Raw genomic sequence first — 22087 nt, forward strand, 5'->3', positions numbered from 1 at the left:
GGTGTCGGCTATCCGTCAGTTTTCGAGTTGCCCTGCGCCGGACCAGCGCTTACCGCACACTGATCTTCTGGCAAACACTGTGTGCTGGCAGTGTTTTCACGCGGGAGCAACAATGATCGACAAACCGATGCCATCCGATGACGAACGGCGCCTCGCCGAACTCGGCTACAAACAAGAACTCGCCCGATCGTGGTCGGGATTTTCCAATTTCGCCATCAGTTTCACCATCGTTTCCATCCTGACGGGCGGATTGGCCAGTTACGGGATCGGTTTGGCCAACGGCGGGCCCATCACCATGGCGTGGGGCTGGCCGCTGGTGTCGGTGATGGTGTTGTTCGTCGGCTTGGCGATGGCCGAACTGGCCTCGGCCTACCCGACCTCCGGCGGGCTGTACTGGTGGGCCTCGGAGCTCGGCGGGCCGATCTGGGGCTGGTTCACCGGCTGGTTCAACCTGATCGGGCAGATCGCGGTGACCGCGGCCATCGATTACGGCGCCGCCATTTTCACCACCGTGGTGCTCAACGTGATCGGTATCGACATCGGCACCGACCGCACCGCGATATTTGCGGTGTTCACCGTCATCCTGATTCTGCACGCGGTGCTCAACGCGATCGGCCCGCACCTGTCGGCGGTGATCAACAATATTTCGGCGTGGTGGCATGTCGGCGGCGTGGTGATCTTTGTCGTGGTGCTCGGATTCGGGGCGAGCCACCATCAGAGCGCCGGATTCGTGTTCACCGAAACGGTGGACAACAGCGCCGTCGGATTCGGCGGCGTGGCATTCAGCTTCCTGCTCGGATTGCTGCACGCCCAATACACTTTCACCGGTTACGACGCCTCGGCGCATATGTCGGAGGAGACCCACGACGCGGCGCGCACCGCGGCCAAGGGGATCATCAACACCATCATCGTCTCGGCGGTCGCCGGCTATCTGCTGATCATGGCGGTCACCTTCGCCATCCCGAACCTCGACGACGCGCTCGACCCTGCCAAGAACAGCGGCTACCCGGTGATCTACATCCTGCAGAACTCGCTGAATTCGTTCTGGTCGGGCCTGCTGCTGGTCATCGCCGCGGTCGCCCAGCTGTTCTGCGGCTACGCCTCGGTGACCTCGGCCTCGCGGATGTTGTTCGCGTTCTCCCGCGACGGCGCGGTGCCGGGATCGGCGCTGTGGGCGAAACTTTCGGCGCGCAAGGTGCCGGTGCTCGCGGTGGTGTTCATCTCGTTCTTCGCCTTCGTGCTGCTGATCCCGTCGATGCTGGTGCCCGCCGAGAACGCGCCGACCGCCTACGCGGCGGCCACCTCGGTCGCCACCATCGGCCTCTACATCGCCTACGGCATCCCGATCCTGCTGCGGCAGCTGCACGGCGCCCGATTCCACACCGGCCCGTGGCGACTCGGCCGCTGGTATCGCCCGATCGGCGTCGTCGCGCTGGCCTGGATCGTGGCGATCAGCCTGCTGTTCATCCTGCCCACCGACGACCGCGGCTACCCGTGGAACGCCGAATTCACCTGGAACTCGGTCAATTACGCTCCCATCACCCTGGTCGCCGTCGTCGGCGCCATCGCCATCTGGTGGTTCGCCTCGGCCCGCACCTGGTTCACCGGACCCAAACGCACCGTCGAGGAACCACCCACCATCGAACCCTCTGTGCCCGCGTGACATTCGAGGCCCGCGTGACATGCGAGCGCCCGGTCCCGGTCGGCGCGACCGGAACCAGGCGCTGCGAGCGGACGGAGTCCGCTTCGCGCACGGCCGGAGCGAATGCAGGGAGGTACGCAGCGGACGGAGTCCGCTCCGCGCACGGCCGGAGCGAATGCAGGGAGGTACGCAGCGGACGGAGTCCGCTTCGCGCACGGCCGGAGCGAATGCGGGGAGGTACGCAGCGGACGGAGTCCGCTTCGCGCATGGCCGGAGCGAATGCAGGGAGGTACGCAGCGGACGGAGTCCGCTTCGCGCATGGCCGGAGCGAATGCGGAGGTACGCCTAGGACTGGCGGTTGATCGCCTCGGTGAACTCCGCGGCGTGCGGGCCGGTCCATTCGAAGGTCACCGTGGCCGGTTCCGGCGGGCCGTGATTGCCGATCACCGGTCCCGGAATGATCGAATCCACCAGCTGGCGTACTTCCGGGAAGGTCAGCGCACCGCCGCCGCGCAGTTGCCAGTGCACCTCGAGCAGCGACATCGGTTCGGCGCCGAGGATCGCGGACAGCAGATCCTCGACGCTGATGTAGTTGTGCCCGTGCTCGGCGGCGATCGCCGCGGCGCGCCGCAGCGCGACGATCACCCCCGGCGCCGCGCCCTTGATGGTTGTGACGGTGTTATCCCTGTCGGTGCTGGTCACGAAGGCCCCTTTCAGTCACTCAGGGTCGATCAGCACACGCTACAACGTGTCAAGCAACGATCTTGTGAATTCGTAAAACCTTCGGGCACAACGGGTTCAACTCAGGCGGGCGTACCGAACCAGCGGGTCAGCGCCGCCTCGAGCCCGTCGACGGCGCCGGTGTCGCGGGCCCACGCGACGAAGCCGTCGGGACGCACCAGCAGACCGGTGAGCTCGCCCGCCCCAGGCGATTTCGCGGTCACGGTGTGCACGCGCGTGGCCCAGCGTGCGGCCAGCGCGCGCAGCTCGGCGGAATCGGCGAGGTCGACCAGGACCGCGCCGCCCGCGGTGTGATGATCGCCGAGGCGGGTGTCGTCGGACAGTTCCAGATCCGGCGCGGTCGCGCCGATCAGCGGATGGCCGGAGCCGAGATCGTAGCGATGCAGCACACCGGAGATCTTCTTGAAGGTCTCGGTGGTGCCGTCGGTCGTGGCCAGCATGTCGGTCATCACCCTGCGCAGCGCCCGGCTGCGGGGATCCAACCGCATCAAAGCCACTTGGGCGCGGGTCCATTCGAGCACCCAGGCGCCGACAGGATGGCGTTCGGCGGTGTAGGTGTCGAGCAGTTCCTCACCCGCCGAGCCGTCGACCACCGCGGCCAGCTTCCAGCCGAGGTTGACCGCGTCACCGATCCCGAGGTTGAGCCCCTGCCCGCCGAACGGTGAATGCACGTGCGCCGCATCGCCGGCCAGCAGCACCCGGCCCCTGCGATACTCGGGGACCTGGCGAGTGTTGTCGGTGAACCGGGTCGCGGACTTGACCGCGGTGATCCGCACCGGCACACCCGACACCGCCCGCAGACTCGCCTGCAGCTCGGCCGCGGTGATCGGTGTATCCCGTTCGGCGGGTGGTCCATCCAGCTCGACGGTCAGGATCCGGCCTGCCGCCGCGCCGTGCACGTAGATCCCGGTGTCGGTCGTGTTCCAGCCGACGCGCAGGCCCTCGGCGCCGGTCATCTCGACGATGGCCTGGTGCCCGGTGATCTCGGGCCCGATGCCGGGGAAGTCGAAACCGGCGCGCTTGCGCACTGTGCTGCGACCGCCGTCGCAGCCGACCAGCCAGCCCGCGCGAACAACGTTGTCGCCGAGCCGGATATCGACGCCGTCGCCGTCATCGGTGAAATCGGCGACCTCGAGCCCGCGCCACACCGGCACCCCGAGTTCCGCGGCACGGCGGCCGAGGACGGTTTCGATCCCCTGCTGCGGCACCAGCCAGATGCCGGTGACCGGCCCGAGATCGGCGAATGCGGGATCGTCGAAATCGATGCGATCGCTGTCGAGCATGATGCCCGCGAAATGTCCGGCGACCCGCGGCGTCGACGGCGCCGCGGCGTCGAGTTTCGCCTTATCGGGCCCCGCGTTGTCGCCCGGTAGGAATCCGCGCATGAAGTTGAGTGCGGACTCCTGCTGTTCGCGCAGCTCGGGCAGCAGGCCACGCCGGTAGAACGCCTGTACCGTAGGCACATTGATCCCGCCGGCCTTGACGGTCGGATCTATCTCGGTGAGTCGCTCGACGACCAGCACATCCACTCCGGCGAGCCGCAGCTCGCAGGCGAGCATCAGCCCGACCGGTCCGGCGCCGGCGATCACCACATCGAATGTCTCGTTCATGACTCCGACTGTGACGGGCCAGGATTGCACCGGCCTTGCGCGCGGCTTACATCGGTCGTGTCAATGCGTGGGCAACTGGCTCGGCAGCACGCACACCGCGTCCAGGCCGAGCACGTGATTGAGCCTGCCGAAGGCGAGCCACGAGCCGATACCCATACTCAGCTCGACGATTTCGCGCTGGCTGTAGTGCGCGGTCATCCTGGCCCAGAATTCGTCGTCGAGATTGTGGTGGTCGAGCGCATAGCGTTCGGCGTATTCGGCGGCCAGGCGGGTGCGCTCGTCGAACGCGGCGGTGGTGCGCCAGTGCGTGACCGCGTCGGCGAAGCCCTCGTCCACCTTCTGCCCGTCGCGTTCGGTGCGCCAGTCCAGGCAGAACAGGCAGCCGTTGATCTGGGCGATGCGCAACCGGGCCGCCTCGAATTCGCGCAGGCCCAGCGTGCTCTCGGAATACACCGCCAGCGAGAAGTTGGAGGCGGGAATGCCGATGCCGGGCACCATTTCGCCCCACACGTAGCCGATCGGGTCCTTGCCCTCGGGGACATCGATCCTCATGGTTGCTTCCTTCCGAGTTTGCCGACCGCGGGACGCAGCGGAACGTCGAGCGCGTCGTAGAGTCCGGGCTCGGCGGCGGCGAGCCAGTCGATGGCGTTCACCAATCGGCCGACGGCCGTGGCGTTTCCGCCCGCCGAGCGGTTGCCGTCCTCGTCGCGCGCCTCGACGGTGACCTCGATGTGCGGATGGCCCTCGATGATCACCCGGTGCGCGCCCTCGCCGTCCGGCGGTGCCGGCCAGTCCGGTGCGCACGCCGGATGGATGCGGGTGACGTGCTCGATCACGATGCGTGGTTCGCCCTCGACGATGCCCTGCACCTCGAAGCGCACCGCGCCCTGGGTCCCCGCCTCGAACTCCCCCATCCGCTCGGTGTGCACCGTGTGCGTCAATGCCTGCCGTGCCACCGTTTCGCGGATGTCGTCGAGTTCGACGCCGAGCGCCCTGGCCATCAGCCGAATCTGCCCGCCCCACACCATGGTCGGCACCGTCGGCGCCAGCATCGGTGGCGCGTACTCCATCGGCTGCCCCATGCCGACCAGGTAGCGCACCGCATCGGGCTGGTCGTAGGTGGTGTAGTCGAAGATCTCCTGGCAGCGGATCGCCTCGACGGTGCTGCCGAGCCCGCTCACCAGCAGCGGCAGCACATCGTTGCCCCAGCCCGGATCGACGCCGGAGACGAACAGCGAACCACCGCCCGCCGCGATCGCGGCCACCACCGGATCGCGCAGCGACGGTGGCGCGCTGCGCTGGTCGTAGAAGGCGTAGAGCGCGGGCGTCACCACCACCGCGCCCGCCTCGATGGCACGCACGATATCGGCGAGCGCGGCATCGGGGCGGATATCGCCGGAGGCGGCGTACACGACGGCGCGTGGCCGCGCGGCCAGCATCGCGGCGATGTCATCGCTGGCCGCGACCCCGAGTCCGTGGTCGAGCCCGGCGAGTTCGCCCGCGTCACGGCCGACCTTGTCCGGGTTGTGTACCAGCACGCCGGTGAGTTCGAGTTCGGGATGGGCGGCGACGGCACGAATGGCCGCACGGCCGACGTTGCCCGTGCCCCAGACGATCGTGGGGATCATCCCGCGATGGTAGCAAGCGCTTGGTCGGGCGTTCGCGATACCGCCAATCCCTCAGCGCGCCTGAGGAATTCGGTCCACCGCCCGCCGATATGACCCCTGTGTCGCGCCCCGGCGCCGCAGCGAGTACCCTCTACATATCGAGCGCTCGTCGCTTCGCCGTTCGGCACCCATTCCTCTCCCATTCCGCGAGAGTAGAAGTATGTGTAACCGGCGGTTACATTAACTTCGGTGCCGGAGAAACCACCACTGATCTGCGCTGTTGCGCGGGTGCCCCCGGCAGGGTAAATCATGATCTCGTCGCGTGTACGCGCCAGGTGGACGGCGTCGGCATGGAGGCACCGATCGAGGAGACCACCATGCGTCCACATCCGCGGATCTGTTGACGGCCCGATAGGTCGTCCCGCGCTTCGGGGCCGCTGCGGTCCGAACACGCACGCACCGCCGGTCGGGTGACCGGCGCTCTCCTCGATCGAAAGCTGAATCCATGTCCGAATTCTCGGTGGCCCGCGCGCGTGCGCTCGGCCGCGAACTCGTCGAAATCCATCAATGGCTGCGCACCGAACTGCGCCGAGTACGCGCCGAACTGAACCGGTATCCGACGGGCGAACTCGTGCGCCCCACGCAATTGCGCAGCCACTGCACCGCATTCTGTCAGGCGTTGACGCGGCACCACGTCAGCGAGGACACCACCACCTTTCCCGCGCTGGCCGCGCAATTCCCGGAACTGGCCCCGGTTTTGGCGGAACTCCGCGATGATCATCGGTTGGTCGCCGATATCCTTCGCCGCCTCGAACAGCTGCTGACCTCGGTGAACCCCGACAATGCCGGGGCAGCGCTGCGCGAACTCGACGGCCTGACCGCCATCCTCGAATCGCATTTCCAGTGGGAGGAGCGCCGGCTCGTGCAAGCGCTCGACGCATTCGAATCGGGAAGTCGAACAACGGAACAGCTCTTCGGCATAACAGTTCGCCCAACGCGCCGGGAATGAGGCGCCGCGCGCGAGGTTGCCTAGTACGGTATGGCGGCAAGGCGGCGGGGGGCCGCGCAAGCATGGGTGACGAGTATCGGGGAAGGCGGGGCGCGACACGTGAACGAGCCGGATTCACACCTACCGTTGGCCGCCCGATACCGCAGCGCCGACCCTATCCGGTGGCACGGCAGCATGATCTACCCGATGTACACCGAACAACTCGGGGACACGACCGCGCTGGTCACCATGACGCTGCTATCGGCGGCCCCACCGCTGGGGGTGCGCGGACTCGGCATCGGCATGTCGGTGGTCGACGGCCATGTCGTGCTCGACGGCCGCAGGCTGGCCGGGGTCGATGTGTGGAGCGACGCGCTGGCCTCGGGCGTCACCTTCGAGGTCACCGCCACCGCGCCGGGCGGCATGTTCACCGTCACGCCGGTCTGGGTGGACGCGCTCGGTGAACAGAAATCCTGGACCGGCAACTACGGAATCCTCGTCGAACCGACACCGTCGGGCGCGATCGTGCTGTGGTGCAGCGTCGGCGAGGGCCCGCCCAACTTCGCCAATCTGGTACTCGAGCTCAGCACCGTGGCGGGACATCCCGACACCGCCGAAAACGACGACGCGGGCGGTGATCCCGGCTATCGCAGCGCCCTCTACGACCTGGGCGTCGCCATGTACAGCCGGGGCGAGGAAGAACAGGCCTGCGGGCTGTGGGCCCAGGCCGCCGAGGCCGGCCATGCCGGGGCCGCCTACGACCTGGGCGTCGTCCGTTTCCGGCGCGGCGATCTCGGTGAGGCCGAACGCTGGTGGCGCACCGCCGCCGATCGCCGCGAATCCCGCGCCATGTCCGGCCTCGCCGAATTGCTCGACCGGCAGGGCAATCACGCCGAGGCCAGGGTGTGGCGGGCCTGCGCCGCCGAGGAACGCGGCTTCGACCCGTCCTGCAACTCCAGTTGAACCACCCCGGCCCGCACGCTCATCCGGCCAACGCGGCGCGCGCCTGCATCAGCGCGAAGCCGAGCAGGTTGAGCCCGCGCCAGCGTGCCGGGTCCACCGCGCGCGGATTGTCCGCGGCCAGCCCGATACCCCAGACCCGGTCGACCGGGCTCGCCTCGACCAGCACCCGCTCCCCGGTGCCGAGCAGATACTCCTTCAACGGTTCGTGCTGCCCGAACTTCGCGGTGTTACCGGCCACCACGATGTCGAAACGCGCTGCCTCCCATACCTGTCCGTCGAACCGGGCGACCTGGCGCCCGAGTTCCTTCGCCTGCTTGGGCTCCGCCGCCGCCAGCACCAGCGCCGCGGTCGCCGCGTCGTCGAACAGCATCGCCTTGCGCCACATCATGTAATGCTCCGCCGTGGCGAAGCGGACCCCGTCGACCACGAACTCCGCGGGCCACCACTGGCTCAAACAGCCCTGCCCGATACGTCCGTCCCGCTGCGGCTGATGTCCCCAGAACGGCAGATACTCCACAGGTCGGCCGGACGCCACGACATCCACCAACTCCCCCACTGAACGCACACGCATCCCACGAGTGTGCCCGATCCCCCCGAACCCGCGCCCCGGAATATGAGTCGCCGCCAGCAAACCCCGCTGCGGTACGTTCGCCCGGTGTCGGGCGGCGGGGATACGATGCGAAAATGGCGCAGCCCGGCAGCCCGGGAGGCGGGGCAACGGTCGCATCCACCCCGTCGCCGGGCGGTGCGCGCGGCGGGGTCGCCGAGGTGGTCGAGCGGTTCGCCGACGCGTGGCGTGCGGCGCCGACACCGCCGCCGCTGCCCGACTATCTGCCGGACTCCCCCGCCATCCGCCGGGTGTCGCTGATCGAGTTGATCAAGATCGATCTGGCCAACCGGTGGATGCGCGGCACCGCGCCCAAGCGCCTGGCCGACTACGTGGTCGAGCTGCCCGAGCTCAGCAGCTGGCCGCTGCCCCCGGATCTGATCTACGAAGAGTTCCACGTGCGCAGGCGCGCGGGCAGCGCGGTCGATGTCGCCGAATACACCGCCGCCTATCCCGAACAGGCCGAACAGCTTTCGGAGCTGCTGGCCACCGACGACTACCACAGCACGCTGCTCGGCGCCGCCGACCCGGTCCGCCTCGACGATCTGGACGCCGGTCAGCGCATCGACGACTTCGACCTGATGACCGGCCTGGGGCGCGGCGCGTTCGCGCGGGTGTTCCTGGCCAGACAGCGCTCGATGCAGCGCCTGGTCGCGGTGAAGATCTCCCAGGACAGGGGCGCCGAACCACAGACCCTCGCCCAGCTCGACCACGACTACATCGTGCGCGTCTTCGACCAGCGGGTGCTGGCGGACCGGCGGCTGCGGCTGCTGTACATGCAGTACGTGCCGGGCGGCACCCTGTTCACCGTGCTCGAAAAGGTCCGCGTGACACCGGCGCACGAACGCGACGGCGCACTGCTGCTCGCGGTGATCGACGAGGTGCTCGCGGACAAGGGTGAGATCAGGCCGAGCGAATCGGCGACCCGCGCGGAACTGGCCGCGCTGTCCTGGCCGGAGACCATCGCCTGGCTCGGCAGGCGCGTGGCCGAGGCACTCGATTACGCCGGGCGCTGCGGTGTGCTGCATCGCGACGTGAAACCGGCCAACGTCCTGCTCACCGCCGACGGCATCCCGAAACTCGCCGACTTCAATATCAGCTTCAGCGGCAACGTCTCCGGCGACAGCCCGGTGGCCTATTTCGGCGGATCGCTGGCCTACATGTCACCGGAGCAACTGGCCGCGGTGCACCCGGACCGGGAGACGACCGCGGCCGATCTCGACGTGCGCAGCGACCTGTTCGCCCTCGCGGTCGTGCTGTGGGAGCTGCTCACCGGCCGCAAACCCTTCGGCGAGGAAACGGTGATCGGCGGTGACCGCACCGCACTCGACGGCATGCTCGACCGGCGCGACGCCAGCCCGGAATCGTTGCCGTACCAGGATCTTCCGCCCGACTGCCCGGCGGCGCTGCGCCGCGCGCTCGTCCGTGCCCTCGACCCGGCGCCGGACCGGCGCTGGGCCTGCGGCGCGGAGATGGCCCAGCAACTCGAGGTGTGCCTGGACGCACGCGCCCGCGATCTGGTCGATCCCGCGCCGCGCAGCGGACGGCTGCGGGCACGCATGCTGATGCATCCGATCATGGCGCTTGCCATCGCCATTCCGAACGCGCTGGCGATCCTGTACAGCTACAACCACAATCGCACGCTGATCATCGCCAAACTCGACGCGCACGCCCAGCACCGCTTCGATCAGATCGCGATCACCACCTACGGCGCCTGCTTCTTCCTCGGCTTCGTCGTCACCAATGTGCTACTGGCCCACCTGTGGTCGATCGCGCGCGGCCTGCGCCGCGGCGCCTCCTACGACGCCGCGGCACTGGCCCGCGCACGCGCCGACACGCTGCGGCTCGGCAGGCGCAATGTGCTGACCTGCTTCGCGCTGTGGGTGCTCGCCGGTGTGGTGGTCCCGGTGTCGGTGCAGGCCTCGGGCAGCCACATCACCGCCGAATCCTATGTGCACTTCTTCCTCACCCAGATCGTGTGCGGCGCCATCGCGATGGCCTACCCGTACTTCCTGGTGAGCTTTTACGCGGTGCGCTCGCTGTATCCGATGTTCCTGCCGCACGGCGGTTCAGTCGCCGGCGACGCGCGCCAGTTGCGCGCACTGGACCGCGCCAGCACCTATTTCCTCGTCGTCGCCGCCGCGGTGCCGCTGCTGGGTGTCGCCGGCGCGACCTTCATTCCGCCCGAGGACATTCCGGCGGTGATCGTGCCGCTGCGGGTGCTGTGCGTCGGCAGCGCGGTCGCGTTCATCGGCGTCTACTGGCTGTTCCGGATGCTGGAGCAGGACCTCGCCGCGCTGCAACGGATCGTCAACCGGGTTGAATGAGCGTGCGCTTGAGGATCTTTCCGGTCGCGTTGCGCGGCAGCGCGTCCACGAAGGTGACATCGCGCGGCACCGAGAACCGGCTCAGCCGATGCCGGATGTAGTTGCACACCATCTCCCGATCGAGCCCGAAACCCTCGCGGGTCACCACGAAAGCGGCCAGCCGCTGGCCGAATTCCTTATCCGGCACCCCGACCACGGCCACCTCGCTGACCTGCGGCAGATACGACAACGCCTCCTCCACCGGCCGCGGGAAGACGTTCTCGCCACCGGAGATGATCATCTCGTCGTCGCGGCCCGCCACGAACAGCAGATCGTCGACATCGAGATAGCCCAGATCGCCGGTGTCGAGCATGCCCGCGGATTCGGCGGGCGGCGTGGCATCGGTGTAGCCGTCGAACAGCATGTGGTTGCTGACGAAGATGCGCCCGGTCACCCCGCGCGCCACCGGACGCATGTCCTGGTCGAGCACAGCGAGTTTGGTGCCCAGCGGCGGGCGCCCCGCGGTGGTGGGCGCGGCGCGCAGATCGGCCGGATCGGCGATGGTGGCCCAGGACACCTCGGTGGAGCCGTAGACGTTGTAGAGGATATCGCCGTAGGTGTCCATGAACCGCTCCACGATCGGACCGGCCAGCGGCGCACCGCAACTGGCGACCACCCGCAGGCTGGAGGTGTCGTAGCGGGCGCGGACGTGGATGGGCAGGTCCAGGATCCGGTTCACCATCACCGGCACCACGATCATCGCGGTCACCCGGTGCTCGGCCACCAGCCGCAGGCATTCCTCCGCGTCGAAGCGCTCAGTGAGCACCACGCTCGCCCGGATCGGGGTGCTGATCTGCAGCGCGGCCAGCCCCCAGGTGTGGAACAGCGGCGCGGGCACCAGCATCGTCTCGTCCATCCGGAACGGGATGCGCGACAACAGCGCCGCGATGGTGCCGAAACCCTTGGGCTGCGGGCGGCGCGCGCTCTTGGGCGTGCCACTGGTGCCGGAGGTGAGCACGATCAGCCTGCCGGGATGGGCGGGCCTGGCGAACGGCGGGGACTGCATGGCGATCAGATCCTCGACCGTCGTCGGCCCGTCCTGGCTCGGCGGCGAGGTGGAGAACCGGTGCATCTGCGGCGCCAGATACCGGACCAGCGGCGCGAATTCGTCGTCGAGGAAGATCGCAGCCAGCTGGTGCCGCTCGGCCACCTCCTCGATCTGCAGCGCGGAGAGCCCGGTATTGAGCAGTACCGTGTCGACACCCAATTTGCCCGCGGCGACCATGGTTTCGACCATCGCGGCGCGGTTGCGCGCGAGCAGGCCCACCGCGTGGCCCGGCCCGAAACCCAGCGCGGCGAGCGCGGCCGCGAGCCGGTGGGTGCGTTCGTGCACCTCGGTGAAGCTGTAGGCGATCGGGCCGTCGATGAGCGCGGCCCGCTTCGGGGTGTAGGCCGCGGCGGCCGCGTAGCCGCCCGCCAGCGTGAAACCCCAACGGGCAAGCCCGCCGAGCTGTTTGAGCCCGCGATCGGGGCGCAGGCTGCGCACCACACCGGTGGTCACCAGCTGTTTGGCGATGCCGACCTGCAACTTGGCGGCCGAATCCTCGCCGTTGATCAGCGTCGAGGTCGGCGCGCCCTGGACCGCGTCGGCGACGCGGCCCAGGCCGCGCCGCGTCCATTCGACGATGGCGGGCTTGTCCCGCTCGGCGATGGCCGGATGCACCCGGCCCGCACCGATGAAGGTGACGGTGACCCTGGTCTGCTGCTCGTCGCCGCGCAACCGCACCGAGGCGAACCCGCCGTGCGAGGGACACTGCAATTCGAACGTCTCACCGTCCTTGACCACCAGCAGATGCACCGGGGGCAGGGCGATTTCGGCGGCGCTGCCCGCGCGGATCAGCAGCACCGGTTCGGGTGCGGAGGTCTCGGCGCGTTCGCAGACGCCGACACCTTGGAACATGCGTGAGTAGGTCTGCGGTTCCATCAGCAGATCCCACATCGCCTTACGCGCGACAGTGAACTCCGCATCGACAGTGACGACATCAGTTACCAACGGCGTACATTTCTTCGTCGGCCGAACTCCGTACCGAGCGGTTCGGCATCGTTACGTATTTGTACCCACCGGTAACAGTGAGGTCAAGAGTTCGTTCGCTGTTCTGTTCACTTGCCGTGGTATGGACGCCCGAGCTCGTGTCAGCGCACCTTGCGCCCCGAATAGAGAGGAGCCGCGCTACGTTTTATCGTCAGATGCACATCACCAGTCGTCGCGGGCCGCGCGCTCCAGCCGGAAGAAGTTGGTCCGGCCGCCGTCCTGATAACGGAACCGCAGCTGGCGGTCGTCGAAGGTGGACAACCATTCGTCCCAGTCCACCGGCTGCAGTACCGCGCCCCCGTATCCCGGGAAATCGAAGCGCAGCACGCCCATTCTGCCCTTGTACCGGCTGCCCGGCATGGTCGCGGGATGGGCTCCGCGCTGCTCCGCCCAGCGGCGGATGACGTCGTGATTGGTGGTGACCAGTGTGCGTCCCGTGCGATGGGGCGCGTCGGCATGATCTGTCATGACGACCTCCTCGGGCTGGCGGGGTGATCCGGCGGCCAAACCGCCCCCGGACATTCCTCCCTGACCGGGGCGGCTAACTCCCTGATACCCGATGCCGGCGCGCGGCAAACGTGTGAGCAGCGGCTCAGTCGCGTAAAGCTTGTTCCCGCAAGGCGTTCAGTGTCCTTGCCAGGATGCGTGAGACCTGCATCTGGGAGACGCCGAGCACCTCGGCGATCTGGTTCTGGGTCTTGTTCTCGAAGAACCGCATGATCAGCACGCGCTTCTCCCCGTCAGGCAGTTCGGCGAGTAGCGGCTTGACCACGAGGTGGTCCTCGACCGCGGTGTAGGCGGGCTCCTCGGCGCCCAGGCTCTCCAGCAGCGGCAGCGGCCCGCTGTCGGGGTCGTCGCCGGACACCGCGTCGATCGAGGACGACTGGTAGGCGTTGCCCGCGATCAGCGCCTGGGTGACCTCGACCAGGTCGACATCGAGCTCCGCAGCGATCTCCCTGGCGCGCGGCATCCGGCCCAGCCGCTGCGACAGCCGTTCGATCGCGGGACCGATGGTGAGCTGAATCTCCTTGGTGCGCCGTGGAACTCGCACCGCCCAGGTGGTGTCGCGGAAATGTCTGCGCACCTCGCCCATGATCGTCGGCACCGCGAAGGACAGGAACGACGAACCGCGCGTCACATCGAAGCGGTCCACCGCGTGCAACAGCCCGACCCTGGCCACCTGGAGCAGATCGTCGAAATTCTCGCCGCGCCCGGCGAACTTGCGCGCGATGTGCTCGGCCAGCGGCAGGCACCGGCCGATCAGCTCCTCGCGCAGTGCCGCCCGCGCCCGCTCGTCCGCGCCGAGCGCGGCCAGCTTCTCGAAGAGCGGCTCGATATTGTCATAGCTGTCGCCGCTCGAATGTGAACGCCGCTCAGCCGCCATTCGTTTCACCCCGGACCCAGCTGAAATCCACCACCGTGGGGTATCCGCCGATGATCTCGTCGAAGGGCGCCTGCATCGCCGAGAGCGACGCGGTGAGCGTGCGGACGATATGCCACCCGAAGCTCTGTTTTTCGACCACATCCTGCGAGGTCGCCATCGAGGAGACGTGCACGAACATCTGCCGGTCGTCGTAGCTGAAATCGCAGGCGATCGTCGAACCCGGCACCGCGTCCAGAATCAGCGCGGTCGCCACCTCGTCGAGCGCGAGGCGGATATCGGTCACCTCGTCGACCGCGAAATCCGCGATCAGCGCTACGGTTTCGGCAAGAGCGCGCAACATGAGCAGTTGCTCCAGGACCGCGGGTACGCGAATGCCGACCGTCGTCGCCGTCTCTGTAGCGGGCTCGGAAACCCTGTCGCCCATACTGACCACCACCTGCTCCTTACGGTTTGCCTCGGCCCGCCCCTCGCGGGCCATCGCCTTGTCTCGCGCGGAATCAACGTCCGCGTACCCGGTCGTTTGTTCACCAAACATCCGCTCGCGGGCGGATCAGCGCTGTTCGATCCGTTCGTGCGCGGTGAGCAGCAGGTGATCGAATTCGGTGCGCAGGTTGGAGGTGGTCTGCATCATGGTGCCGATATCGAGCACCAATTGCGTTGCCAGCGCCCGCAATTTGGTGTTGGTCTCCTGCGAGCGCCAGCTCAGCACCCGGAACGCCTGCTCGGCGCTGATGCCGTAGACCAGCATCAGCGCGCCCTTGGCCTGTTCGATCACCGCGCGCGCGGCGTAGAGCTCGGGCAGGGTGTCGTCGAGGGTTTCCTGCCGCTGCTCCTCGAGTGTGTCGGTGACGTCGATGTAGTAGCCGTTGGTGCCGATGACCGCGCCCTCGTCGTCGAACATCGAATCGGCGACCACGATGACGTGGCGCACCTGGCCGACGGTGTCGACGATGCGGTGGCGGCTGGAGAACGGCTGGCCGTCCTCGGTGGTCTTGGCCAGCGCCGTCGCCACCCACGCCCGATCCTCCGGGTGCTTGTGTGTCAGCAGCAGCTCGGTGGTCGGCGTCACCGATCCCGGTGAGTAGCCGTGCATCTGTGCCACCTCGTCCGACCATTCCCACCGCTGCTCGTCGTACCAGTAGCGGAAGGTACCGACACTCTGCGGCGTTCCCTGGCCGATCACTCGATTCAGCGCGAACGCGTCCTCGGGAGGTATCGACCCACCGTCTATCGTCACAGTCCAAGTATCCGCTGGGCAGGATATCCACAGCGACTGGAGCGGTATTCGATTCCCGCGTGTCGCGGCTAGGCGTCGAGCGCGGCCCGCATTGTCGGGTAGTGGCAGAAAGCGCTGCGCACTCCGGTGACCTCGAGTGCTCGCTCGACCTCCCTGCGTCCGGTGACGACGCGCAGATCGACACCGCGGTTGAGTGCGTAGTCGCGTGCGGGCGCGAGGGTGGCCGCGGCACGGATGCTGACGAAAGTCGCGGCACGCAGATCGATCACGACCGCGTGGCACGGTGTATTCAAGGCACGGTCGAGCAGAGTCCGGAACTCGGGATACACCGCGGCGTCGAGTTCACCCTCGATCCGCACCACGATGCAGTGGTGACGGCGATCGATGCGGTGGGCCCACAGCTGGCGGCGGCCCGCGCGCACGGCGTGCGGCGGCGCCGCGTCGTTACGATGCCGGAGAACGGCGATGGCAGACATGACAGACCTCCCGATACGGAGGGGCGTCCAGTCCTACGCGGCAGTGACCAGCGGCGAGGGAATCGCGAGTCGGCTGTGACTGCCCGTCCCATCGACCGGTCAGTGCGAAAGTCACTGCGTCGAACCGGGGTCGGCTGTAAGTTCTCAACCTCGATCCAGTGTGTCATGCCCGCCCGGCCGTGTACACCGGCTCCCGCTAGGCGGGCACCGCCATGGTGGCCCGGCGCCAGATGCGATGGCGCAGCAGCGTCTCCGCGAACAGCTCGAGGAATCGCTCGGGCACCGCCGTGCCCGCGGCCGCGGTGGTGATCACGCCGTGATCGATGCCGATGGTGGTATCGGGCGGAATGCTCGTCGCGACGCCGGCCGCGCGCAGCATCGTCACCCCGCCGCCGAACGCGGCGATCGGCTTGGCGTGCTTGAACGCCTCGAGCACGAAATGCACGGCGCCGCCGTTGGCCGCGAGGGTATCGGCGGCCTTCGGCCCACCCGCGACGAGCATCGCGTCATAGAGCACCGAGGCCACGGTCAGCAGCGCGTGATCCACCGCGAGGGTCTCCCCGTTGTCGCCGCGCACCATGCCGCCGTGCGCGGCAAGCACCTCGACGACCGCGCCGCGCCCGGCCAGCCAGGAACGCACCCGGCGCACGCCCGTCGCGTCGACGCCGTCGGCGACCAGGATCGCGATCTTGCGGGTGACGATGCTGTCCGCGGGTGAATTCAGTTGTGACAGTGCGGCGGAGGTGACCGCGTCGTCGGCGCCCGATACCGGCGCGGGCGCCCCTATGCCGAGCCGGACCGCGACCCGCACCGCCAGGTCGGCATCGATGCGCGCGAGATGATCGACCACTCTGGTCCTGATGGCCGGGCGGGTGAGCTTGCCGAGTTCGAAGGCGAACGCCTCCACGATATGTTCGGCCTCGGGCGGGGACATGCTGCGCCAGAACATCCGCGGCTGACGGTAGTACTCGCGAAAGCTGTTCGCACGCCGCCGCAGCACCTCGCCGTCGAGCCGCTGCGGGTAATGCCGGAAGGCGCCCGCGTCGGCCAGCGCGGGACAGCCGCCGATGCTGTTGTCGCTGTAGCTCGCCTCCCCCTGCGGGATGACGTGCTGGCCGTAGCCGTCCTGCTGATGGTTGTGCACCTCGGCAACGGGCCGATTGATCGGCAGCTGAGCGAAATTGGGGCCGCCGAGCCGGATCAGCTGGGTGTCGAGGTAGGAGAGGTTGCGCAGCTGCAGCAGCGGATCGTCGGTGAAGTCGATGCCGGGCACCAGATTCGCGGTATGGAAGGCTACCTGCTCGGTTTCGGCGAAGAAGTTGTCCGGGTTGCGGTCGAGCAGCATGACCCCCACCGGGCGCACCGGAACCTGTTCCTCGGGAACGAGTTTGGTGGCGTCGAGCAGATCGAAGTCGAATTCGAACTCCCGATCCTGCGGCACAAGCTGCACGCCGAGCTCCCACTCCGGGTACCGGCCCGTCTCGATGCTGTTCCACAGGTCGCGGCGGTGGAAATCCGGGTCGCACCCGGCGATCTGCTGGCATTCGTCCCACAGCAGCGAATGCACGCCGAGCCGCGGCTTCCAATGGAACTTTACGAAAGTGCTTCGGCCGTCGGCATCGAGGAAACGGAAGGTGTGCACGCCGAAGCCCTGCATCATCCGGTAGCTGCGCGGCAGCGCCCGATCCGACATCAGCCACAGGATCGCGTGCAGCGTCTCCGGTTGCAGCGACACGAAATCCCACAGCGTGTCGTGCGCGGAGGCGGACTGCGGAATCTCGTTGTGCGGCTCGGGTTTCACCGCGTGCACGAAATCGGGGAACTTGATCCCGTCCTGGATGAAGAACACCGGGAAGTTGTTACCGACCAGATCGTAATTGCCCTGCGCGGTATAGAACTTGGTGGCGAAACCGCGTACGTCGCGCACCGTGTCCGCGGAGCCGCGGGAACCGGCCACCGTCGAAAAGCGCACGAACACCGGCGTTTCCACGGTGGGATCGGTGAGGAACCGCGCGGTGGTGAACTCGGCAAGCGCGTCGTCGTAGGGCTGGAACCGGCCGTAGGCGCCCGCGCCGCGCGCGTGCACCACCCGTTCCGGGATGCGCTCGTGGTCGAAATGGGTGATCTTCTCCCTGGCGTGGAAGTCGTCGAGCAGGGTCGGTCCGCGGGTACCCACCGACAGTGCGTCATCGGTGCTGTCCACTCGGACACCCTGCTGGGTGCTCAGATACCCCTGCTGCCGGTCGACTCGGTAGGCGGCGAGCTGCCGCTGCTTGTCATCGGATGCGCCGTTCTGGTCAATGGCCATGGCAACCTCTTCTCTCGGGGACGAAAGTCCTGGTTGGCCTCTCACCCCCGCGCGTACCCTGCCCCCGGGACCTCACACGCCAGAACCGCAGGGGTTTCGATGCCGCCCCGGTGGGCACCACCCGGCTATGAGGATCGCCGTGGTTTCCGAACATGCGAGCCCGCTCGCCGCTCCGGGCGTGCTCGCGTTCGGCGGTCAGAGCGGTCACGTCGCGGAGTTGTCCGCGGCGATGGTGCGCCGCGGGCACGAGGTCACCGTCTACACCCGGCGCACCGATCCGCGGGCGCGGGCACAGGTGGTGACCGGCGCGGGCTATCGCGTCATCCACGTGCCCGCGGGCCCGCCGGTGCCGCTGCCGGTCGAGCAGACGCTGAGCCACCTGGGCGAGTTCGGCACCTATCTGCAACGCCACTGGGCAAGGGACACACCGGATCTGGTGCACGCGCACCATTGGATGTCCGGGCTCGCCGCCGAACTCGCCGCGCGCGTGCACAACCTGCCCGTGGTCGTGTCGTTCCACACGCTCGGTGTGGTGAAGCGCCGCCACGAGGGGCTGGCCGATACCAGCCCGCGCTCGCGGATCCGGTTCGAGCGGATGATCGCCACCCGCGCTGCCCAGGTGCTGGCCACCTGCGCCGATGAGGCGGTGGAGCTGGCCAGGATGGGTGTGCCGCGCTTCCGTACCTCGGTAGTGCCCGCCGGAGTCGACGCCACCCGGTTCGACCCGGACGGCCCCGCGCTGGAGCGTTCCGCGCGCCGTCGCGTGGTGTCGGTCGGCAAACTCGTGCGCCGCAAGGGATTCGAAACGGCGATCAAAGCGTTACAAGAATTGCCCTCGACCGAACTGCTGGTCGCGGGTGGGCCGGTCGGCGATGATGTGGAGGAGGGCAGCGAGGCGCGCCGCCTGCGCCGCGTCGCCGATGAATATGGCGTCGCCGACCGAGTTCGCCTGCTCGGCACGGTATCCCGTGCCCGGCTGCCCCAGCTGCTGCGCTCGGCCGATGTGGTGCTGTGCACGCCGTGGTACGCGCCGTTCGGCCGGGTTGCCCTGGAGGCCATGGCCTGTCGTAAACCGGTGGTCGCCACCGCGGTCGGCGGGCTGCTCGACACGGTGGTCGACGGCGTGACCGGCCGTCTGGTCGCGCCGCCGGAGCCGATCGCGGTGGCACGCGCGGTGCGGCCACTGCTCGACGACGCGACGTTGCGCGAAACCTGGGGCGTGGCCGGATATCAGCGGGCCTGCACGCGCTACACCTGGGAGCGCGCGGCCATCGACACCGTCGCCGCGTACCGGCGTGCGGTGCCCGAGTGTGCGGAGCGAATCTCGTCCTCCGGCTGGTGATTTCGGCTTCGGCGCTCACCGCCAGCGCCACGGCATGAGCAGCCACGCGACCGCGAACAGCAGTGCCGCGACGGTTCCCGCGATCACCCCCGCGCCCGTCCCGGCGACCGTCACGAATACCAGCAGCACAACGCCGGTGAGCGCGACCCCGAGCAGCGCGACCCCGAGCAGCGCGACCCCCGCCATCGCGCACCGATGGGCCGCGCCGACGACATTCGCCAGCCGGTGCCGCCGGAACAGGATCCGATGCCACGCGACCGGGGCGACCAGGAAGACCGTCGCGCCGATCGAGGCGCCGACCGTCACCAGATACAGCACGCGCATCGGCGGCGACAGCGCGGCGAAACCCGACTGGAACGGCAGCACGAGCAGGAAGCCGGTGAGGAACTGTACACCGGTCTGAACAACGCGCAGTTCCTGAATCAGGCTGATCCAATTGCGGTCCAGCCGTTCGATGCCCGTTTCCTGGCGCCGCGCGGTATCCCACCCCTGGTCGGCGCGTCCGTTCGGCATGCGCGTCGCGTACCCGTGCCGGTGTGGATCAATCAGGCGGCGTCGTCCGCGTTTCGAGCCGCCGTCGCGGGGCACTGCGGGAGCAGATCCGAAAGGAGCTCGGACATGATGCCAGGACCGAACGAACAGCCAGGACGCTACGCCCCACGCCCCGAGATTCCGGACAACGTCCCCGAGATCCCGGACAGTGCGCGGACCACCCGCAACAACGCGGGTGAGGCGCTCGAGGACAGCCGCCAGTTCCCAGGTGTGGTGGTGCTGCTGCTCGGCCTCGTCGCGGTCGCGCTCACCCTCACCGCCGCGGGCTACGGCTTCGCGGGCTGGGCGGTGGTCGGCGTGATCGCGAGCGTGCTGCTGATCGGCGCGGGCACCGCGTTCGTCGTGCTCGAACACCGCAGGCTGCGCGCACGCGAGGGCGAGGAACTGCGCGGCCACTGAGCCGCTACCGCCGTCGACCCGAATCTCGCAGGAGGACACCATGACTCGGCGTGTCGCCGCACTGGCCGCGATGGCGGCCGGTGCGCTGCTGCTCACCGGCTGTGCCGGTGACGACAATCCGCTGCTGCCGACCACCCCGACCTCCGAGCGCCCGGATATCACCCTCACCTTCACCTCGGCGCCGACCGCCAAGGACGTGCCCGATCCGGACCAGGTGACACCGCAGGCCGCGCAGAAGCTGTGCGACATGCTGCGTCCCGAGGTCGGCAAGTGGCGCGGTGAGGCGCCCGGCGTCGGCAAGCTCGCGTTCAACGCCAGCGTGCACGAATGGGCGGCGCGCAGCGGCGGTCTCAACGACCTGATCGTCAAGGACCGCGGCATCGTCGACACCCTCACCACCCAGCACTGCCCCGACGTCCGCCAGCAGGTGCTCGACGCACTGCGGATCGACGATCTCGCCTCGGGCCTGGCCGGTTTCGGCCGGTAGTCCAGCAACGGAGAATGCGATGAAACCCACCAAGATCGCGGTGCTCGCCCTCGCCGCCGCCGCGCTGTGGCTCGGCGGATGCAGCGAGGCCGAGAAGGCCGTCAACCCCGGCGGTGACACCAAGTGCACCGATTTCGTGCGCCAGGACGCCGACAAGCAGCGGGTGACCGTCGCCAAATTCCTGGAGCAGGAAAGCGGTGACCGCCCGACGCCGGATGCCAGGACCGTCGACGCGGCCGTCGCCTCCATTCAGCTGATGTGCTCCGCGCAGGCCAATCCCGAAACCCCGATCAAGAAGGCCGATCTCACCGGCATTCTGGTGCCCAAGTAAACAGGAGCAAGGCATGTCGGTAGCACTCGTGCTGACCGCACGCGGTTTGGGCGGACTGCTCACCGCGGTCCCGGCGTTGCGCGCGCTGCGGGTGGCGCGGCCCTATCACCAGCTCGTCCTCGCCGCACCGGGCTGGCTGCGGCCCATCGTCGAATTATCCGGCTGCGCCGACGAATTGCACGCGACGCCGATGGCGGGCGCGCTGCGCTGGAACGCGGAGCCGCCGACGCTCGCGGTGAACCTGCACGGCAGCGGCCCGGACAGTATCGCCGATCTGCTCGCCACCGATCCCGAGCAGCTGATCACCCACCGGCACCCCGAATTCCCGCTGATCCACGGACCGGTGTGGCCGCACGAGGTGCACGAGACCCGGCGCTGGTGCGCGCTGCTCGAATCCGCCGGTATCCCGGCGGATCCGACGCGCGTGGATATCGCGGCGCCGCCCGAGGCGGCCGGCGAACGCACGCACGTGGTCATCCATCCGGGCGCGGGTGCGCCCGCCCGGCAGTGGCCGCCGGAGCGTTTCGCCGCCGTCGCGGCCGCACTGTGGGAGAGCGGGCGCCCGGTCGTTGTCACCGGGACCGCCACCGAACTGCCGCTGGCGCGCGAGGTCGCCGAGCGCGCCGGGCTGCCCGAAACCGCCACCGTCGCAGGCGAACTCACGCTGCGTCAGCTCGCGGCCACGGTGGCGGGCGCGGCGCTGGTCGTCAGCGGCGATACCGGAGTCGGCCATCTGGCGACCGCGTTCGGTACGCCGTCGGTGCTGGTCTTCGGTCCGAATTCGCCCGCATGGTGCGGCCCGCCGCCGACCCGGTCGCGTCATATCGCGTTGTGGGCCGGGCACGTCGGTGATCCGGAGGGCGAAACACCCGATCCCGGCCTGCTGGTCGTCAGCGTCGCCGAGGTGGTGGACGCGGCGCAGCGATTACTCCAGGCCGCCCCGATCCGATAGGAAGGGGGCGATAAAGGAAATGGGCTGCCCTTGTGGGGCAGCCCATTTCGCTGGGTAGGGGAT

22 protein-coding genes are annotated in these 22087 nt (G+C 68.4%); 9 read left to right on the plus strand and 13 right to left on the minus strand.

Features of this window, described 5'->3' with window-relative positions:
• The first annotated feature begins 112 nt into the window (after positions 1–112).
• Complete coding sequence (locus tag ACIG5A_RS05675) at positions 113–1663, plus strand: amino acid permease (RefSeq protein WP_397238088.1); 1551 nt, start codon at positions 113–115, stop codon at positions 1661–1663.
• Between the two features lie 324 nt (positions 1664–1987).
• Here the strand turns inward: ACIG5A_RS05675 and ACIG5A_RS05680 are convergent, their stop codons facing one another.
• From ACIG5A_RS05680 to ACIG5A_RS05695, 4 genes are all read right to left on the minus strand, one after another.
• Positions 1988–2344: a hypothetical protein gene (locus ACIG5A_RS05680; RefSeq protein ID WP_397238090.1), complete on the minus strand. Its 357-nt coding sequence runs from the start codon at positions 2342–2344 to the stop codon at positions 1988–1990.
• A 101-nt stretch (positions 2345–2445) separates the two neighbouring features.
• The gene (locus ACIG5A_RS05685; protein WP_397238092.1) at positions 2446–3993 is read right to left on the minus strand and encodes an FAD-dependent monooxygenase; all 1548 of its coding nucleotides are present in this window, start codon (positions 3991–3993) and stop codon (positions 2446–2448) included.
• A gap of 60 nt (positions 3994–4053) precedes the next feature.
• Positions 4054–4545, minus strand: coding sequence for a carboxymuconolactone decarboxylase family protein (locus ACIG5A_RS05690; protein WP_397238094.1), 492 nt, complete (start codon positions 4543–4545; stop codon positions 4054–4056).
• Positions 4542–5621 carry a dihydrodipicolinate reductase gene (locus ACIG5A_RS05695; protein WP_397238096.1) on the minus strand — a complete coding sequence of 360 codons (1080 nt, stop codon included), beginning with the start codon at positions 5619–5621 and terminating at the stop codon, positions 4542–4544. The genes ACIG5A_RS05690 and ACIG5A_RS05695 overlap by 4 nt, the downstream gene beginning before the upstream one ends.
• A 484-nt stretch (positions 5622–6105) precedes the next feature.
• Here ACIG5A_RS05695 and ACIG5A_RS05700 point away from each other — a divergent pair, with 484 nt between their 5' ends.
• Positions 6106–6609, plus strand: a complete 504-nt coding sequence (locus ACIG5A_RS05700) for a hemerythrin domain-containing protein (protein WP_397238098.1) — start codon at positions 6106–6108, stop codon at positions 6607–6609.
• A gap of 186 nt (positions 6610–6795) precedes the next feature.
• Positions 6796–7551, plus strand: a complete 756-nt coding sequence (locus ACIG5A_RS05705; RefSeq protein WP_397238100.1) for a hypothetical protein — start codon at positions 6796–6798, stop codon at positions 7549–7551.
• 19 nt (positions 7552–7570) lie between these two features.
• On the opposite strand, the gene ACIG5A_RS05710 is transcribed toward ACIG5A_RS05705, so the two are convergent.
• Positions 7571–8122 (minus strand): NADAR family protein, encoded by a 552-nt coding sequence (locus ACIG5A_RS05710; protein ID WP_397238102.1) that lies wholly within the window; start codon positions 8120–8122, stop codon positions 7571–7573.
• A gap of 113 nt (positions 8123–8235) precedes the next feature.
• Between ACIG5A_RS05710 and ACIG5A_RS05715 the strand changes: the two genes are divergently transcribed.
• On the plus strand, positions 8236–10485 hold the full coding sequence (locus ACIG5A_RS05715) for a serine/threonine-protein kinase (RefSeq protein WP_397238104.1): 2250 nt from the start codon (positions 8236–8238) through the stop codon (positions 10483–10485).
• On the opposite strand, the gene ACIG5A_RS05720 is transcribed toward ACIG5A_RS05715, so the two are convergent.
• From ACIG5A_RS05720 to ACIG5A_RS05750, 7 genes are all read right to left on the minus strand, one after another.
• Positions 10469–12517 carry an AMP-binding protein gene (locus ACIG5A_RS05720; RefSeq protein ID WP_397238106.1) on the minus strand — a complete coding sequence of 683 codons (2049 nt, stop codon included), beginning with the start codon at positions 12515–12517 and terminating at the stop codon, positions 10469–10471. The two genes, ACIG5A_RS05715 and ACIG5A_RS05720, sit on opposite strands and share 17 nt — an antisense overlap.
• A 201-nt stretch (positions 12518–12718) precedes the next feature.
• Positions 12719–13024, minus strand: a complete 306-nt coding sequence (locus ACIG5A_RS05725) for a hypothetical protein (RefSeq protein WP_397238108.1) — start codon at positions 13022–13024, stop codon at positions 12719–12721.
• Between the two features lie 124 nt (positions 13025–13148).
• Complete coding sequence (locus tag ACIG5A_RS05730) at positions 13149–13940, minus strand: RNA polymerase sigma factor SigF (RefSeq protein ID WP_397238110.1); 792 nt, start codon at positions 13938–13940, stop codon at positions 13149–13151.
• Positions 13930–14364 carry an anti-sigma factor gene (locus tag ACIG5A_RS05735; RefSeq protein WP_397238824.1) on the minus strand — a complete coding sequence of 145 codons (435 nt, stop codon included), beginning with the start codon at positions 14362–14364 and terminating at the stop codon, positions 13930–13932. The genes ACIG5A_RS05730 and ACIG5A_RS05735 overlap by 11 nt, the downstream gene beginning before the upstream one ends.
• Before the next feature lie 126 nt (positions 14365–14490).
• On the minus strand, positions 14491–15177 hold the full coding sequence (locus tag ACIG5A_RS05740; RefSeq protein ID WP_397238112.1) for a PAS and ANTAR domain-containing protein: 687 nt from the start codon (positions 15175–15177) through the stop codon (positions 14491–14493).
• A 68-nt stretch (positions 15178–15245) separates the two neighbouring features.
• Entirely contained in the window at positions 15246–15653 is a 408-nt protein-coding gene (locus ACIG5A_RS05745) for an STAS domain-containing protein (protein ID WP_397238114.1), read from the minus strand.
• Between the two features lie 196 nt (positions 15654–15849).
• Positions 15850–17961 carry a catalase gene (locus tag ACIG5A_RS05750; RefSeq protein WP_397238116.1) on the minus strand — a complete coding sequence of 704 codons (2112 nt, stop codon included), beginning with the start codon at positions 17959–17961 and terminating at the stop codon, positions 15850–15852.
• Between the two features lie 127 nt (positions 17962–18088).
• Between ACIG5A_RS05750 and ACIG5A_RS05755 the strand changes: the two genes are divergently transcribed.
• On the plus strand, positions 18089–19303 hold the full coding sequence (locus ACIG5A_RS05755) for a glycosyltransferase (protein WP_397238118.1): 1215 nt from the start codon (positions 18089–18091) through the stop codon (positions 19301–19303).
• A 15-nt stretch (positions 19304–19318) separates the two neighbouring features.
• Here ACIG5A_RS05755 and ACIG5A_RS05760 read toward each other — a convergent pair whose 3' ends face one another.
• Positions 19319–19816: a DUF6328 family protein gene (locus ACIG5A_RS05760; protein ID WP_397238120.1), complete on the minus strand. Its 498-nt coding sequence runs from the start codon at positions 19814–19816 to the stop codon at positions 19319–19321.
• Positions 19817–19921: 105 nt separating this feature from the next.
• Between ACIG5A_RS05760 and ACIG5A_RS05765 the strand changes: the two genes are divergently transcribed.
• Genes ACIG5A_RS05765 through ACIG5A_RS05780 form a run of 4 tightly spaced genes read left to right on the plus strand, consistent with a single transcriptional unit; the run spans position 19922 to position 22024 of the window.
• Positions 19922–20254 (plus strand): hypothetical protein, encoded by a 333-nt coding sequence (locus tag ACIG5A_RS05765; protein WP_397238122.1) that lies wholly within the window; start codon positions 19922–19924, stop codon positions 20252–20254.
• Positions 20255–20294: 40 nt separating this feature from the next.
• Entirely contained in the window at positions 20295–20741 is a 447-nt protein-coding gene (locus tag ACIG5A_RS05770; protein WP_397238124.1) for a hypothetical protein, read from the plus strand.
• Between the two features lie 19 nt (positions 20742–20760).
• Positions 20761–21072, plus strand: a complete 312-nt coding sequence (locus ACIG5A_RS05775) for a hypothetical protein (RefSeq protein WP_397238126.1) — start codon at positions 20761–20763, stop codon at positions 21070–21072.
• A 13-nt stretch (positions 21073–21085) separates the two neighbouring features.
• Positions 21086–22024 (plus strand): glycosyltransferase family 9 protein, encoded by a 939-nt coding sequence (locus tag ACIG5A_RS05780; protein WP_397238128.1) that lies wholly within the window; start codon positions 21086–21088, stop codon positions 22022–22024.
• The last annotated feature ends 63 nt before the right edge of the window (positions 22025–22087 follow it).

It is taken from the genome of Nocardia sp. NPDC052566, assembly GCF_044547285.1.
Taxonomy (GTDB): domain Bacteria; phylum Actinomycetota; class Actinomycetes; order Mycobacteriales; family Mycobacteriaceae; genus Nocardia.